Genomic DNA, 15,189 nt, shown 5'->3' on the forward strand with positions numbered 1-15,189 from the left:
ATGACAAAAAAATACCATTTATTTACATCAGAATCTGTAACTGAAGGGCATCCAGATAAAATTGCTGACCAAATTTCAGATGCAATTTTAGATGCGATTTTAGAACAAGATGCCAATGCACGTGTGGCTTGTGAAACGACGGTAACGACGGGTTTAGCACTAGTTGCGGGTGAAATTTCAACAAATGCGTATGTAGATATTCAAAAAATTGTTCGTGATACGGTTAAAGGTATCGGATATGACAAAGGAGAATACGGCTATGACGGCAATTCTATCGCTGTTTTAACGGCTATTGACGAACAATCAAGCGATATTGCTTTAGGTGTTGATAAAGCGTTAGAAGCACGTGAAGGTTCCATGAGTGATGAAGAGATTGAAGCCATTGGGGCAGGGGACCAAGGGTTAATGTTTGGATATGCAAATAACGAAACGCCTGATTTGATGCCAATGCCGATTTATTTGGCGCACAAATTATCACGTCAATTGACCGCGGTTCGTAAAAATGGCACATTGAATTATTTGCGACCAGACGGCAAAACACAAGTTACGGTTGCGTATGATGAAAATGGCAAACCAGCATTTATTGATACGATTGTGGTATCAACGCAACACGATGAAAATGTAACGCAAGAACGCATTCATGCTGACATTAAACAGTACGTTATTGATGAAGTTGTGCCAGCTGAATGGTTAACAAGCGATACTAAATATTTCATTAACCCTACAGGACGTTTTGTTATCGGTGGGCCTGTTGGAGACGCTGGATTAACAGGTCGTAAAATTATTGTAGATACATATGGTGGATACGCACGTCATGGTGGCGGTGCCTTTTCAGGTAAAGATGCCACTAAAGTTGACCGTTCAGCAAGCTATGCCGCACGATATGTGGCTAAAAACATTGTTGCTGCGGGATTGGCAGACAAAGCGGAAATTCAATTAGCGTACGCCATTGGTGTGGCTAAACCAGTATCCATTTCAGTAGATACATTTGGAACTGGTAAAGTTGATGAAGCGCAATTAGTGAACGCCATTGAGCAATTATTCGATTTACGCCCAGCAGGTATCATTAAAATGCTTGATTTACGTAAACCAATGTACAAACCAACAGCCGCTTACGGACATTTTGGACGTAACGATTTAGATTTGCCTTGGGAACGTTTAGATAAAGTAGATGCACTAAAACAGTTATTTGCATAAGTGTGGTAAAAATATGAAAAAGCAAATAAATATTATGACAATTCTCATTAGTTTGATTTGTATTTTATTCATTATTCGTTTAATAACAAATGATGCGTATCAAGACTTAATCATATGGATCGCGAGTATATTATTTAGTCTCTTAATCATGTGTATCATTTTAACAACAAAATACCGTTGTAAAGGGAATTGTAAACCAAAAAAATAAAAAAAGGCTGTGTCGTAACGGACATAGCCTTTTATGTTATGAAAATCATATGTTATACTATTAAAGATGAATTAATCCTATATAAGTCTAACGGATATTGCTAGATATAAAAGTGATGAGCCATTTATTGTTATTAATAACTGGTTGAGAAGCAAAGATAATATTCAATTTTTAGGTTTATGGGAATTTTTAAAAGTAAATGAGGAGAAAATTTATGGATAATACATTCATTAGATTACAATCTTTTTTAAAAGATACTAATGTATTTGAACCACTTGTAGAATCAGATTCTCTTATATGGGTTGACTGGAGAGAGTATGATGAAGATATTATTTTTTATGTCAATGAAAAGATAGAAGATAAGATAGAAATAGTATTACAAGATAATGGCAAACCTTATGGAGAGGATATTATTTTAAAGCATAAAGATAAATCACTTATGATTCCTTATAAGGAAAAAATGGATAGAGATACTACCATTAAATATCTAGATGCATTTATTCAACCCAAGTATGAAATTCGCTTTTGTATTGAAAGTCTTGGTAACGATACTTTGGCATTTGTGGTATTAAATCAATCTTTATGGGAAAAGTTAGAAAATGAATTTGGAAAAGAAAAAGTGAGATATTATTTTGAAGAAATAACGCTTGAAAGCAAGATGTTTGATATGGATTTTGAAACGGTGTTTAAGATACGAGGAGAAAGATTAGGAATAGAGTAAACGATAAATTTTGAAAGGAGTAATATATGTCTACAACGAAAGAATGGTTAGAAAAATATGAAACAGTAAAACATTTATTAGTTGCCCCTGTGAACTATGCAGAAGTTTTTGAAAAAAATGAAATTCATGGTAAAAAATTATTTGTGTTAAAAATGGGAGATATTACATTTCCTACTGGAGAAGTTTTAGTAAGAGATCCTTTAGTTTGGCTTCATAGAAAAGAAAAACCTTACTTAACTAAGGTGTCAACAGGAAAATATATGATTGAAACTTTGGTAGCAGAAATTGAAGAAGAGCATTATCGTTATATACTAACAAGAGTAAAATTTAATGAAAATAAGCCAGTAGTTTATTATGAAGCTTTAAAAGGGGATGAAAACCTAGAAGGAGTTGACAATGAAAGTATTTTTGGATTTATGGTTGATGCAGGACTCGCAACGATTGTTGATGTAAAGACAAGAGAAAAATATTGTGACTTTGTAGATGAATGGTATAAAGAAAATCCGGGAAAAAATATTTATGATGATTTTTTTGCAAAGGAATTTAAAGAAAATGCTATAAAAAATCCAAAATTTCAAAGAGAAGAAGGAGATTGGATAAACTTTAAAATACCAAATACAGATTTATCTATTCCAATGATTCAGTCTGGTTATGGAGATGGACAGTATCCTGTATATTTTGGGTATGATGAAAAGGGAAATCTTTGTGATGTTGTGTTGGAGTATATTCCGATAAACTAATTTGAAAGGGGAGAAAATGTATGTTTATATATAATTTTTGAGGAGATGTTATATATGTAATACCTACTGGATGGATAGAATTATCAACTTTTAAAAATAATCAGCAAAAAAATGAGATAGTTGGACGATAACTAATATGGAAATAAGAAAATATATATTTTTGTATTTAAAAAGTTTAAAATTATTATTTAAAGCGAATAAAAAAATTACATTGACAATTTTATTTTTTGTACCTATTCAATATTTAATGCCTACTATGAATGTTTGGGTATCTAATTTACTAATTAATCAATTGTCTGAAATGAATTTTTCTTCAATTAATTTATTTTTAATTTTTTGGGGTGTTATTTTTCTGCTAAATAATATTACAGTGCCTCTTAATGTTTTTTTACAAGGGCAATTAACAGATAAATTGACATTGTATTTAAATACTAATTTAATAAATAAATCAGAAGAAATAGAAACGATTGAATTATTTGAAAATTCTGAGTTTTATGATGATATAAACATTATTCAATCAGAATCCAGTTGGAGACCTGTTAACTTGATTGTTTTTGGTTCTAGTGTAATCGGTAATGCCATAACACTGATATCAATGTTATGCTTATTAGCCAATTTTCATTTATTTATTGCATTCTTAATATTAATTGTCTTAATTCCTCAAGGCTTAATTTTTTATAAAATTCAACAACAGGCTTTTGAGACTTTAGTTTCAAATAGTCCAGATTCACGAAAGTTGAATTATTATGGTAATTTAGCTTTATCGAATCAATCTATTAAAGAAGTAAAAATGTATGAAATGTATCAATTTATTAAAGATAAATATTTAAATACTTATTATAAAATTATTGTAGGTGTTCAAAAGAATCGATTAAAACAATTTGGTATATCGATTTCATTTTTATTTTTAACAGGATTGATTAGTTTAGGAAGTTTTCTATATGTCATCAATGGCGTACTAAATCACCATTTTTTACCGGGTGCTATTTTGATTTTTTCAAGTAGTATTGTATATGCTATGCAAAGTACGTCTAGGGTTATTGAAGAAAGTAGTCTTCTTTATGACACATTATTATATATGGAAAAATATTTTAATTTTATGAGTATTTCTTCATCTACGTCTGTAAATAAACAGGGTGTGCAATTTTTAGAAAATATAACCGTAGATTCATTATCTTTTCAATATCCAAATACAAAAAAACGAGCTTTAGAAGACGTAACATTTGATATAAAAAAAGGGCAAAAAATTGCTATAGTTGGAGAAAATGGTTCAGGTAAAACAACATTAGTTAAACTATTATGTGGTTTATATGAATCTAGTCCTAATAGTATAAAAATAGATGGAATCAATCTTACTGATGTTGATTTAAAAAAATATAGAAGTATGATGACAACTGTTTTTCAAGATTATTCTAAATATAATTTTACTTTGGAAGAAAATGTCATGATTTCAAATCTTGGAAATTCAAATGTTCAAGATATTAAAAATGCATTGTTAAAAAGTGGTTTTTATCCGGAAAAAGAAAATATTGAATTAAATCAGCAATTGGGAAAAATATTTTCAGATTCGGTTGACTTATCTGGAGGAGAATGGCAAAAAGTAGCTTTATCACGTGCTTTTTTCTCAAATAAAGAAATCATGATTTTAGATGAGCCAACAGCTGCTATTGATGCTAAATTAGAAAATCAAATATATAAGCAGTTTTTAGAATTAGCAAAAGAAAAGACCGTAATTTTTGTGACACATAGATTATCGAGTGTAAAAAAAGCAGATAAAGTTTTGTTAATGAAACAAGGTAAAGTAGTTGCATATTCCAGTCATGAAGAATTGATAAAAACGAATGCTTATTATAAAGAACTATATACTTTACAAGCAGAACCATATTTAAATTAATGACTAACAAATTGTACAATTAAATTTCCAGTTAGAATATTGGTGATGATAACGTTAAAGTTGTCATCGCCTTTTGAATGTGTCTGCATTGCTGATTTGTGATTATAAAAAACATCTTTAGTTTACATAATATAAATTATATAAAGTTATGTAACAAAAATTTAAAAGGATAACTGTCGTTATCCTTTCAATCTCATATATCGCTTTATCAAATATGCCATTCGCCTAAATGATTTACCATATACGTAGGTTTTAGTGTTTCATCTAATGTTTGTACATCTTCACGTGTTGTTACACCAGTTAAGGTTAATAATGTGTCTACATCGTTATGAACACCAACTAATATATCCGTATGATAATTGTCGCCAACCATAATGACATCTGCTTTAGACAAACCTAATCGCTTTAAAGCCCCGTCTAATATGTAATGGCTTGGTTTACCCATAACAACAGGTTCAGTACGTGTTGCAGCCACCAATAACGCTGTAATGGCTCCAGAACCCGGTATAAACCCATTTTCTACGGGATATTGTTCATCACGATTCGTTACAATGTATTTTGCACCATTTTGAATGGCTAAACTAGCCGTTTGTAATTGTTCATACGTTACCGATTTATCCAATGCTTGTAGGACAAAATCGGCATGTACGCTTTCATTTTTATGAAAACCGTTTTCATAAACTAATTGTTTTAAGGCAGATTCACCAATAATTAAGCCTTGTTGCCCTTTGTGGTGTTCTAATAAATAATCCATTGCCGCCAAAGCGCTTGTATACACCGATTCACAACCCACTTGTAAGCCGAATTGTTCTAAATGTTTGACAACCATTTCTGGGCTTTTCGTCGCATTATTTGTCACAAACATAAATGGAATAGCCTCTTGTTGTAACGTTTTAATAAACGCAATCGCTTCTGGAAAAGGATGATTCCCTTTATAAATTGTCCCATCTAAATCAATTAAATAGCCTTTATACTGCTTCAACACTACTCTCCTTTTCCTTTACGGATAACAAATTCGTGTTTACTCTTTTGTACAGGCGGTGTTTTAGGTTTTTTAACCGATTTATGACTGGTATTTTTTTCAACAGTCTGCGTTTCTTTTTTGCTTGATGGTTTATCATTTTGACGTTTTGTTCGGCGACGTGGTATTTTTTCGCCTTTATCATGAAACGGCTCTGGATTACCATTTAAATGCAACACAAAATAAGCGCACCCAAATGCGCAATATTCACGCAAATAATCTTGTAAAGTGCCGATTTTTTGATCGTCTGCCACATTTTTTGTGTCGTTTTCGTAAAACCCTTTTAAACGTAATTGTTCATGTCCCCAGTCACCAACAATATAGTGATATTTTTGCAATAAAGCGGTATAGCGGTCTTCTAAACTTTTACTTTCTAAGGCATTTTTATAGTTTTCTACAATGACATATTCTTTTTCGTTAATGTAGACATTGTTTTCTTTAATAAATATTTTTGCTTCGGGTATATCCTGTATAGCAATCGTATCTTTTTCTTCTTCCATAGTCATCTCTTTCTAAATAAAGGGTTTATCTTCATTAATCATTATATTTTGTATTGATTTAGCTTTTCCTGTTGCATCATCAATTTCAATGAGGCAGGCACTTAATAAATACCGTCCATTGTCCATAACTTCATGGCGAGTTGGCAATTGTGTTTGAAAACGGTTAATGATACCGTCACGTTTTAAGCCTAAAATACCGTCATAAGCACCCGTCATCCCAACATCCGATAAATAAGCTGTTCCTTGTGGTAAAATGCGTGCATCATTCGTTTGAACATGTGTATGCGTTCCTACCACCGCAGAAACTTTACCATCTAAAAACCATCCCATTGCCTGCTTTTCGCTCGTTACTTCAGCGTGAAAATCAACAAAAATATGCGATGTATGCTCTCTAATTTCTTCAAGTAGTGTTTGAGCCACTTCAAACGGATTATTACTGCTATTCATAAACACTTGACCTTGCAAATTGACAATTGCCAAAGTGATTTGATTCACTTTTACTAAACGATACCCAACACCTGGCACGTGTGTAGATAGGTTTGCCGGACGAACTAGTTTATTTGCGTGATCAATAAACTGAAATATATCCGAATTATCCCACACATGATTGCCCATTGTCATCATATCAACGCCACTTTGTAATAGATCTTTATAAATTTTTTCCGTAATGCCTTTACCATTAGCCGCATTTTCAGCATTGGCAACCGTTAATTGTGGTTTAAACCGTTCTTTTAATTTGGGTAAATACGTTTTTAAAGTGTCTCGTCCAATTTGACCGACAATATCACCGATAAATAATAGTTTCATATCCTACTCTTTCTATAAATGCGTCAACATGTTCATGACCATTTTAGCCGATGTTTCTCCGGCTAAAATAATAAATTCATCAAATGTCATATGTGCTTCTTCGTTTGCGTTATCTGAAATGGCACGTATCACAATAAAAGGAACATTTAAAATGTGGCAGGCTTGTGCAATGGAGGCACCTTCCATTTCTGTGCAAAGCGCATTTGGAAAATGCTCTTTAATGTCTTCGATTTTACTTTTTTCAGCAATGAATGAATCAGATGATACAATTTCACCAACAAAACGAGTTGACTGTATTGTATTTAACGCTTTTGTGGCTGCGTTGATTAAACGTTCGTCAGCTACATAGTACAAAGGCATTTGTGGAACTTGTCCATGTTGATAACCGAATGCCGTTGCTTCGACGTCGTGATACGCCACTTGATTAGAAATAACGACATTTCCAATGTGTAAATTGGGATTTAAACTACCCGCAGAACCTGTATTAATCACATAGTCGATAGAAAAATGCGTTACCAATAAGGTTGTCGCTATGGCAGATGCGACTTTTCCAATACCCGATTGGACTAAAACGACCTCTCTATTTTGTAATGTTCCCGAATAAAACGTTAAATGATGTTTTACTTCAGTTGTAACATCAACCATTTGTTCCAATAATAATTTGGTTTCCTGCGCCATAGCGCCAATAATTCCGATTTTCATAGCAACTCCTTAAAAGAAAAATATGGTGACAAAAATACCTGTTAATAACACGACCAACGTAAAAATGGCACGGTTCAAAAAACGATTATAGCGCTCTAATTTATTGACTGAACGCACGGTTTCAAACGATTCTTCACTCTCAAGTGACGGTGTCGTGTCTAAGGCTTCATCGTGTTCATCTTCTGGCGTAATGCCGTGATATTTTTCAAGTCTTGAAAAATTATTCATTTATGTTACCACCCATTAATAAATCCCAATATTGTACAGCATAAAGTGTTTTCGCATCACAAATTAAACGGTGTTCTATCGCTTCTTGTACTTGTTGCCGTGTCATTAAATACACGTCAACAAACTCATCTTCGTCCAATGATTGTGTCCCAATTTTTTGAATATTTGAAGCTTCAAATATTGTAATCGCTTCTGTTAAATAGCCCGGACTCATGTGCATTTTGCAAATTTCTGTTAATGTCGCTGTATATCCTGTTTCTTCATGTAATTCACGTAAGGCAGCATCTATAGGATTTTCGCCAATTTTATCTAATTTACCAGCTGGAATTTCAAGTGTTTCTTGCTCAATTGCTTTTCGATATTGACGAACAAGTAATAATTGATTATCAATGATGGCAATCACGGCTACTGCACCTTGATGAATGATCACGTCACGGTACGCTGTTTTCCCATTTGGTAATGTCACGTGGTGTGAGGCAACATCAAAAATTTTACCTTGATATACCGTTTTTTGTGATATTGTTTTTTCTTCCATACGCGATACTCTCCTTACATTACTATTTTTAATTATATCATATTTGCGGTATAATAGTGGTATTTCAAAAAGGAATTTATTAGCATGCATACACAAGTAAAAAAGATGTCATTTATATCCATTGCATTATATGCCGTAGTAGCCATCATTAAATTAGGCGTTGGCTTTTTATTCAATTCATCAGCCATTCAAGCTGACGGTTTTAATAACTTTACGGACGTTACCGCTTCAGTTGCTATTTTTATTGGGTTGCACATTGCCCATTTACCAGCAGACGAACAACATCAATACGGCCATTGGAAAGCTGAAAGCATTGCCAGTTTAATCGCTTCTTTCATCATGTTTTATATTGGCTTACAAGTTTTAATTTCTGCTATTCAACGGATATTTTCTCAAGAATTTGAAACATTGGATATACGACTTATTTTTACCGGTCTATTGAGTTCTGCCGTCTTTTTAATGTTATACATCATTAATCAAAAAGTCGCTCTACAACACCATTCTATAGGCTTAAAAGCAACGGCTAAAAACAATTTAACCGATGCCATTACCTCACTACTAAGTGTTCTATCTATTTTTATCGTGAATTATTTTCAGTGGTATACAATAGATGCGCTGATTGCGGTAGTGATTGCACTAATGATTTTACATACAGGATTCTCCATTTTTAAAGAAACCGTTTTTCAACTATCCGATGGATTTGATGAAGAGGCATTAAATCAATATAAAAACATCATTTTAAAACACCCAGAAATCATTAGCATACGCCAACTTAAAGCACGACATTACGGACCAAACATTTACGTCGATACGACGGTCATTATGAACGGTGATTTAACTGTACACGACAGTCATCAAGTAACCGAAGACATTGAAAACGAATTAAATGCCGTCGGCGTGTTATTTACCGATGTGCATGTTGAACCATATGAAAAAACAGATGACTAAAAATAAAAAGTCATCTGTTTTTATTAGGCTGTATAATTTTTAAGGTTGATGGCATAAGCCACCAACCCTAATTTCATATAGATAAATTCGCATGAATAACCGCTATTTTGTCCCATTATCAGCACCGTTTGCTTAAAATATCATTTTCCATTTTTAATTGTTGATTTTCTTTTTTTAAACGGCGTAATTCTGTTTCTTCTGCTGTACGGTTATCCGCTTCTTTAAATGAACCTGATTAATTATATTGTTTAATCCAACGATCAAAAGCAGAAGGCGTAATGTCGTATTATCGTGTAATCTCTGCTCTTGATTTTGATCCAAAGTGTAACCTATCCAATCATCCAAAGTAGAAAAATAAATCTTTACAAAATTCTTTATCTTTTTCTGATAAATCGCTATTCTTATATTTATCTAAAGTATATAGTACATCTCTAACACTTTTTTCTAGAGTAGCTTCTTCCAAAAGTTGCATACGAATAACCTCATCTTTAATATAAGTATTAATTATTTTAAATAGTCTTGATCTAGCATCACTATAATTCATATTAATCACCTATAATATCCACCTTATCAAACTTAATAACTGAATTTGTTTTTAATTGTGGATACCCTCCTTTACCATTTGGTTTTCCAGATAGTACTCCAGAAGTCAATTTATAAAAATTTTCAAAACTATATTCTTACATCATCAGAATACGTAATTTCCCAATAGTCACTATCATAAACTTCTATCTTTATCTTAAATTTATTTTCAATTAAATTAAAAGTAATAGGAATATCTGACCAAACTACTATAAAATTATCTATATCATTTATATTATCAGCAAAAGTTAAAAGTTCACTCCAAGTTATTTGATATCCAAAATCAGAACTTAATACTAATTCTTCAAATTCTTGCATACTCATATTATTAGGAGCAATTCCTATCGCATTAATTTCAAAAATGTACCAATTATTGTTATTATACGGAATATGACACAGAATTTCTTTTAATGTCATTTTGCGATTATTTTTAAACATATTTCCTGCTATTTTCATGGAATATCTAACTCACTTCCTTTTAAACGTTGACCTAACTCCAAAGATAAGGATATATATGTAAAACAGCTTCTTTTTCTATTTGAACAAGATTCTGACTCATATATTCAACTGGAAAATTTGAATAAAACAGTAAAAATTCATCTGTACATATCCATTTGATAAAATTCTGATATGTAATTTTTAAATTTTTCCAAACCATTGTATCTGGTGCAAAATACCATAATTGATTTCCACCTAAATTTTAACATTTTGCGAACTATAAACATCAACTGTAAATTATTCATCTATCCCTACCCCACCTGTAAGCAAAGTCATTATCTCTAAATATTCTTTAATTTTAACTTTATCCATATTCAAGACACTTTTTTTACCTCCTAATGCTAAAAGTGGGACAAATCCAAAACATTGGTCAAAATTTAATTGACCATGTTGTTTAATTGCTTCTTCATATAATGAAATTTCAAAATACTCGTCTAAAAAACTTTCATCTTCTAAAAACATTAAAAAATGATTGAATTTACCTGTAATAATTTTAAAATCATTATTTTTATAAAAAATTATCTCAATAAATCCATTTTTAGTATATACAATGACATCTCCAAAAGCGGTTATAAATAAGGGGACAGCACTTTTTCCTCTAAAATATGTTTTTTCAATAATGGGTAAATATTCTTTAGGATTTATTATTTTTAAATATCCATTTAAAAAATTATTTGATTTTTTAATTTCCCACATCTGAATGATGTCTATAGGAATTTTCCCTCTGTATTCATCAATCACTTTCCTTGGTATAATCATATTATTCATTATATTCTCCTCCTATGGCATTAAAGAAATTGCCGATATGATGCCAGAAATGTCCACTTGGATCGGTGTAGTTTACTAGATTATTTTTTACATAAGCATATAAGTTTTGACTCAATGCTATATATAATGAACCTTGATATGTATCTTGGCTTAATGCCGTCCAACATCACTACATTAACAGCTTGTTTTTACTATATTGAAAATATCTATTTTGCAATATATAAAAATCAACCTTGTAAACTCTCTATCCAATTTTTAAAAATAATTAAATTATCCACCAATTCAGAAAATTTACATTTAATTATAAATTTTGTATCAATTTTTTCACATTTTAAAATGGGGTTGAAATATTCATCTTCCCAAATGGTTTCATCTAAATCAATTTGAATAAATACATCACCTTTTTCGTTCATTTCTCCCTTTATTCCATATAAATGTTCCCAATATTCATCACATTCATTGGTATACCAATTCGATAACCATTTTAATAAATTTAAAAATTTATATTTATCAACTAACTTAATTTCAGCATATTCAATTATGTAACGAATAATTTTTGATAATTTTTGAGAATCTCCTGATGCTATAAATTTATTATCTTCAATATATGCGAATACCCAATCAAAGTCTGTATGATGTATTTTAAACAGTTGTATCTTTTTACTACTCACATTCTTTTCAAAATAAACATCTACCCACCAACCGGGATTATCCAACGTACCTATCGTAATTTTCTTAAACATATTCTTCTCCTAAGGTTTTTTAGGTATTTCCCATAAATATGGTTCTTGAACTCCACCTGGAGTTGTTTTATCATGTACATGCGGAGTATCTATGTAACGCTCTAAAACTTTATTATGATGTTTTTCAACAATCCTATCATAGCCTTTTACTTCTTGAAAACCACTCGGATTATGTGGATTTAGTTCATACGTTTTATAATTTGTAATTTCTCCTATTTTTTAATACAGAATAAGAACCTCTCGCATTCTGATCTGGCTTAATTTTATTTTTTGCCCTTCCTGATCCTTTTGCTCTATTTACTATTTTCAACATTCTCGATAATCCGTCCAGCCGTTTCACACACGTGGCGTATCGTTTCTTCAAGTGCTTTTGTCCAGTTTCGGACAATATTCCCAGCTTCTCGTGTTGTCGAAACACCCCAATCATAAACCGATTGTCCTGTAGATTTGGCTTGTTCGTACACATTTATTATGATTTACTTTGGTATCCCATTCCAACTAAACTTTTATTATATACTTTGATAATTACATTTTTGAATCACTAATTTTCCTTAATATTATCAATACTACCTACAAATTGTGTTATAATCATCAAATATTCTATAATGCCTCCTTTTTCAAGATTCATTACTTTTTTAGAACCGCCTAATGCCAATAAAGGAACAAATGTAAAACATTGCATATAATTAAGATTTCCTAATCTCTGAATAGCTTTTTGATATAAAGATATTTCAAAATATTTTGACAAAAAATAATCATCAGACAACAATTGGAAAAAAAATTTACTAGCTCCTAACATAGCTTGACCATATCCATCTTTATACTTCACAATGTAAAACATGTTGTATTCGTTATTATAACGTGTCAAAACAATAATATCACCAAAAGCCGTTACAAAAACAGGAATAGCTTCTTCTCCTAATACAAACGTTTCACTTATAAACATTTTAAAATCATCTGGATTAATCGATGTTAAGTATCCATTTAAAAGTGTAGCAATTCCATATTTTTCCCAAAAATCAATAATCATTTCAGGTAATATGAAACGATACTTATCTATAGTTTTTTTTGGCATATCTTCTAATTTGTTAATTTTATTCATTTTTTGAAGTTCCTTTCAACTTTACATTCAAATAAATATTGCTAAATTTAGCATAAGGTGTCGTTCTAGTAATTTCATCAATCACTTCATCAACTACATCTATACGCGTCTTCCATTGTGCACCTATAGAAGAATTAACGCCAAAATCTCCAACACCTGTAACACATTCTGCAAAACCTCCTGCAATTTGATTCGGATTATGCAAAGTAGCTTTAATATCTAGCCAATCTTTTGCTTTTATCCCAGCCGTCTTCAAAGAATTAACAGAACTTTTTGATAATACGCTGTGGGCACATCATCAAATAAAATTTAAATTTACTTTTCAATATTTTTATTTAATTTTTAGAAGTAAAATAATAAATAAACATTTTTATACCAAACTTATTATACTTTGATTACTAGTTCTAATATAAATCATCCATCCAAAAATTAATATTATGAATATTATTAAAATCTATATTTTTCCAATCCTTTAATCCAAATTCAATAAAAAAATAATCAATTAAATTTTCACCATAGTATATAATATCTATATTATGAACTGAAATAACTGGTGCTTTTTTTATTGCTGGCAAATATCGATGTTCATATATTGGAATTAATTTGGGAGCATTTTTCAACAATAATTTAATTTTTAAAAATTTTTCATCGTCTGAATTTGGCATATCTCCCCAATCTGAATTCCATTGAATTTCATTATAATTTTCCAAAACATCTAGGTACGGTTGTTGCATTATTTCTTTTATATAAGCAACATTACTCTCACTCTTATCTCTCCAGTTATAAAACCCTAGTCCAACAGGTAGCATCTTGCTATATATTTCTTTCCAATCATCCGAAAATGCTATATTATATAAATTTTCTAATTCTACTATTTCAATTTCTTTCAAACCGCATTCCCAGCGTATTCCTTTTTGTTTTAAAAGTAATTTTAAACAATCCATATATCCACCTTATTTTATCCGTGTCAATGACATCATCTGTTTTAGATAAAACTTTTGCCCCTTTTCTGAATTTGCCAACTTTTGAAACACCAAAACTAAAAATATCTAATGCTAGCCATTCTGCCGCTTCCCAGCGATTGGTTTCTTCTTTAGTAACAGGGTCAACTCCTGTCATCAAACGATCAACATCATTAATTGATAAAATTTCTAATTATTAGGGACAACTTTTACTGTTGTGTTCTATGTGTTATACTACACACATTTAAATGATAAATGCTAAACATATTTTACCCTATTTCTATATATAAAAAAGATTATAGAAAAAGAATATCATATTCCATCTCTATAACTTTTTTACATATTATTTTCAATTTTTTGTTAAATAACATCCATAGGTGTAAAATTCATCTCTTGCCAATTATTTTCGTTAAATATTTTCTTGATTTTTTCTGAAACAAATACTGTACTATCATACTTTAAGTCTTTAAAGATATCTAAATTTTGAATTTTTTCTTTATTAAAACAAATATAATTCCCCAAAAATGTATAAACATCATATTTTTCAAAATAGTCATATCGACTATGTTCTAAATTAATACCATCTATTTTCTTTAAAAAATTGACAACATAATATTCAGTGTTAATATTACCTAAATGTGTATCTTCTATTACAATTGGAATATACTGTAAATGTACTACACCATTAAAATCAAATATTTTTTTTACCTTTTTACTAACAATTATAATATGGTACACGCTTTGTAATATTTCTGTAAAAACATCACCTTTTGTAGAATCATAATAAAATTTTAATTCTGGGATAAGTGACATATCAATCATTTTTCCTTCGTTAAAAGCATGATTAAACCAACCTTTTTTATAACCAGGATATTCTATCTCTTTTATATTACTATTGTCCAAAAGAACATGATGAATTTTTTCCAAATAATCTGCATTTAGCCAAAGTTTATAAATCATTTTTTTAAATCCCTCCAATAGTCTTTATACACCATGTCTGGATTTTTATGAATTTGTCTTTGTAGACGTGCAT

General features: G+C 30.7%; 22 protein-coding genes. 5 read left to right on the forward strand and 17 right to left on the reverse strand.

The annotated features are described in order from the left end of the window. The 4 genes from metK to J7S27_03305 all read left to right on the forward strand — a co-directional run bounded on the left by metK (position 1) and on the right by J7S27_03305 (position 4,760). On the forward strand, positions 1 to 1,197 hold the full coding sequence (gene metK, locus J7S27_03290) for a methionine adenosyltransferase (protein ID QTU83560.1): 1,197 nt from the start codon (positions 1 to 3) through the stop codon (positions 1,195 to 1,197). A 422-nt stretch (positions 1,198 to 1,619) separates the two neighbouring features. Beyond that, on the forward strand, positions 1,620 to 2,126 hold the full coding sequence (locus J7S27_03295) for a hypothetical protein (GenBank protein QTU83561.1): 507 nt from the start codon (positions 1,620 to 1,622) through the stop codon (positions 2,124 to 2,126). Positions 2,127 to 2,152: 26 nt separating this feature from the next. After that, positions 2,153 to 2,866, forward strand: a complete 714-nt coding sequence (locus tag J7S27_03300) for a DUF4241 domain-containing protein (GenBank protein QTU83562.1) — start codon at positions 2,153 to 2,155, stop codon at positions 2,864 to 2,866. A gap of 136 nt (positions 2,867 to 3,002) precedes the next feature. Further along, positions 3,003 to 4,760 (forward strand): ABC transporter ATP-binding protein, encoded by a 1,758-nt coding sequence (locus J7S27_03305; protein ID QTU83563.1) that lies wholly within the window; start codon positions 3,003 to 3,005, stop codon positions 4,758 to 4,760. Between the two features lie 208 nt (positions 4,761 to 4,968). Here the strand turns inward: J7S27_03305 and J7S27_03310 are convergent, their stop codons facing one another. The 6 genes from J7S27_03310 to J7S27_03335 are packed head-to-tail and all read right to left on the reverse strand — an operon-like array spanning position 4,969 to position 8,643. Continuing rightward, on the reverse strand, positions 4,969 to 5,742 hold the full coding sequence (locus J7S27_03310; protein ID QTU83564.1) for a TIGR01457 family HAD-type hydrolase: 774 nt from the start codon (positions 5,740 to 5,742) through the stop codon (positions 4,969 to 4,971). A 2-nt stretch (positions 5,743 to 5,744) separates the two neighbouring features. Beyond that, positions 5,745 to 6,281: a DUF1027 domain-containing protein gene (locus J7S27_03315; GenBank protein ID QTU83565.1), complete on the reverse strand. Its 537-nt coding sequence runs from the start codon at positions 6,279 to 6,281 to the stop codon at positions 5,745 to 5,747. Between the two features lie 12 nt (positions 6,282 to 6,293). After that, positions 6,294 to 7,088, reverse strand: a complete 795-nt coding sequence (locus J7S27_03320) for a TIGR00282 family metallophosphoesterase (protein QTU83566.1) — start codon at positions 7,086 to 7,088, stop codon at positions 6,294 to 6,296. Between the two features lie 12 nt (positions 7,089 to 7,100). After that, on the reverse strand, positions 7,101 to 7,790 hold the full coding sequence (locus tag J7S27_03325) for a 5'-methylthioadenosine/adenosylhomocysteine nucleosidase (GenBank protein QTU83567.1): 690 nt from the start codon (positions 7,788 to 7,790) through the stop codon (positions 7,101 to 7,103). A gap of 9 nt (positions 7,791 to 7,799) precedes the next feature. Continuing rightward, a complete protein-coding gene (locus J7S27_03330; GenBank protein ID QTU83568.1) occupies positions 7,800 to 8,018 on the reverse strand; it encodes a hypothetical protein in 219 nt (72 codons plus the stop codon). Beyond that, positions 8,011 to 8,643 carry an NUDIX hydrolase gene (locus tag J7S27_03335; protein ID QTU83569.1) on the reverse strand — a complete coding sequence of 211 codons (633 nt, stop codon included), beginning with the start codon at positions 8,641 to 8,643 and terminating at the stop codon, positions 8,011 to 8,013. Before J7S27_03335 ends, J7S27_03330 begins: the two co-directional genes overlap by 8 nt. On the opposite strand from J7S27_03335, the gene J7S27_03340 reads away from it, so the two are divergent. Next, the gene (locus J7S27_03340) at positions 8,638 to 9,501 is read left to right on the forward strand and encodes a cation transporter (protein QTU83570.1); all 864 of its coding nucleotides are present in this window, start codon (positions 8,638 to 8,640) and stop codon (positions 9,499 to 9,501) included. The two genes, J7S27_03335 and J7S27_03340, sit on opposite strands and share 6 nt — an antisense overlap. Positions 9,502 to 9,838: 337 nt before the next feature. On the opposite strand, the gene J7S27_03345 is transcribed toward J7S27_03340, so the two are convergent. From J7S27_03345 to J7S27_03395, 11 genes are all read right to left on the reverse strand, one after another. Further along, entirely contained in the window at positions 9,839 to 10,045 is a 207-nt protein-coding gene (locus J7S27_03345; protein QTU83571.1) for a hypothetical protein, read from the reverse strand. A gap of 128 nt (positions 10,046 to 10,173) precedes the next feature. Continuing rightward, a complete protein-coding gene (locus J7S27_03350; GenBank protein ID QTU83572.1) occupies positions 10,174 to 10,521 on the reverse strand; it encodes a hypothetical protein in 348 nt (115 codons plus the stop codon). A gap of 52 nt (positions 10,522 to 10,573) precedes the next feature. Then, positions 10,574 to 10,741: a DUF2625 family protein gene (locus J7S27_03355; GenBank protein QTU83573.1), complete on the reverse strand. Its 168-nt coding sequence runs from the start codon at positions 10,739 to 10,741 to the stop codon at positions 10,574 to 10,576. A 77-nt stretch (positions 10,742 to 10,818) separates the two neighbouring features. Then, positions 10,819 to 11,349 carry a DUF1851 domain-containing protein gene (locus tag J7S27_03360; protein QTU83574.1) on the reverse strand — a complete coding sequence of 177 codons (531 nt, stop codon included), beginning with the start codon at positions 11,347 to 11,349 and terminating at the stop codon, positions 10,819 to 10,821. A 227-nt stretch (positions 11,350 to 11,576) separates the two neighbouring features. Further along, positions 11,577 to 12,092 carry a hypothetical protein gene (locus J7S27_03365; protein QTU83575.1) on the reverse strand — a complete coding sequence of 172 codons (516 nt, stop codon included), beginning with the start codon at positions 12,090 to 12,092 and terminating at the stop codon, positions 11,577 to 11,579. A gap of 293 nt (positions 12,093 to 12,385) precedes the next feature. Next, positions 12,386 to 12,556 carry a hypothetical protein gene (locus tag J7S27_03370; protein ID QTU83576.1) on the reverse strand — a complete coding sequence of 57 codons (171 nt, stop codon included), beginning with the start codon at positions 12,554 to 12,556 and terminating at the stop codon, positions 12,386 to 12,388. Positions 12,557 to 12,633: 77 nt separating this feature from the next. Then, positions 12,634 to 13,194: a DUF1851 domain-containing protein gene (locus J7S27_03375; GenBank protein QTU83577.1), complete on the reverse strand. Its 561-nt coding sequence runs from the start codon at positions 13,192 to 13,194 to the stop codon at positions 12,634 to 12,636. Further along, positions 13,187 to 13,450, reverse strand: a complete 264-nt coding sequence (locus tag J7S27_03380; GenBank protein QTU83578.1) for a hypothetical protein — start codon at positions 13,448 to 13,450, stop codon at positions 13,187 to 13,189. The genes J7S27_03375 and J7S27_03380 overlap by 8 nt, the downstream gene beginning before the upstream one ends. A 148-nt stretch (positions 13,451 to 13,598) precedes the next feature. After that, positions 13,599 to 14,138: a hypothetical protein gene (locus J7S27_03385; GenBank protein QTU83579.1), complete on the reverse strand. Its 540-nt coding sequence runs from the start codon at positions 14,136 to 14,138 to the stop codon at positions 13,599 to 13,601. Continuing rightward, the gene (locus J7S27_03390; protein QTU83580.1) at positions 14,071 to 14,316 is read right to left on the reverse strand and encodes a hypothetical protein; all 246 of its coding nucleotides are present in this window, start codon (positions 14,314 to 14,316) and stop codon (positions 14,071 to 14,073) included. The genes J7S27_03385 and J7S27_03390 overlap by 68 nt, the downstream gene beginning before the upstream one ends. 200 nt (positions 14,317 to 14,516) lie before the next feature. Then, positions 14,517 to 15,116: a hypothetical protein gene (locus J7S27_03395; GenBank protein ID QTU83581.1), complete on the reverse strand. Its 600-nt coding sequence runs from the start codon at positions 15,114 to 15,116 to the stop codon at positions 14,517 to 14,519. Positions 15,117 to 15,189 lie beyond the last annotated feature (73 nt).

It is taken from the genome of Carnobacteriaceae bacterium zg-C25, assembly GCA_017945845.1.
GTDB lineage: Bacteria > Bacillota > Bacilli > Lactobacillales > Aerococcaceae > WM01.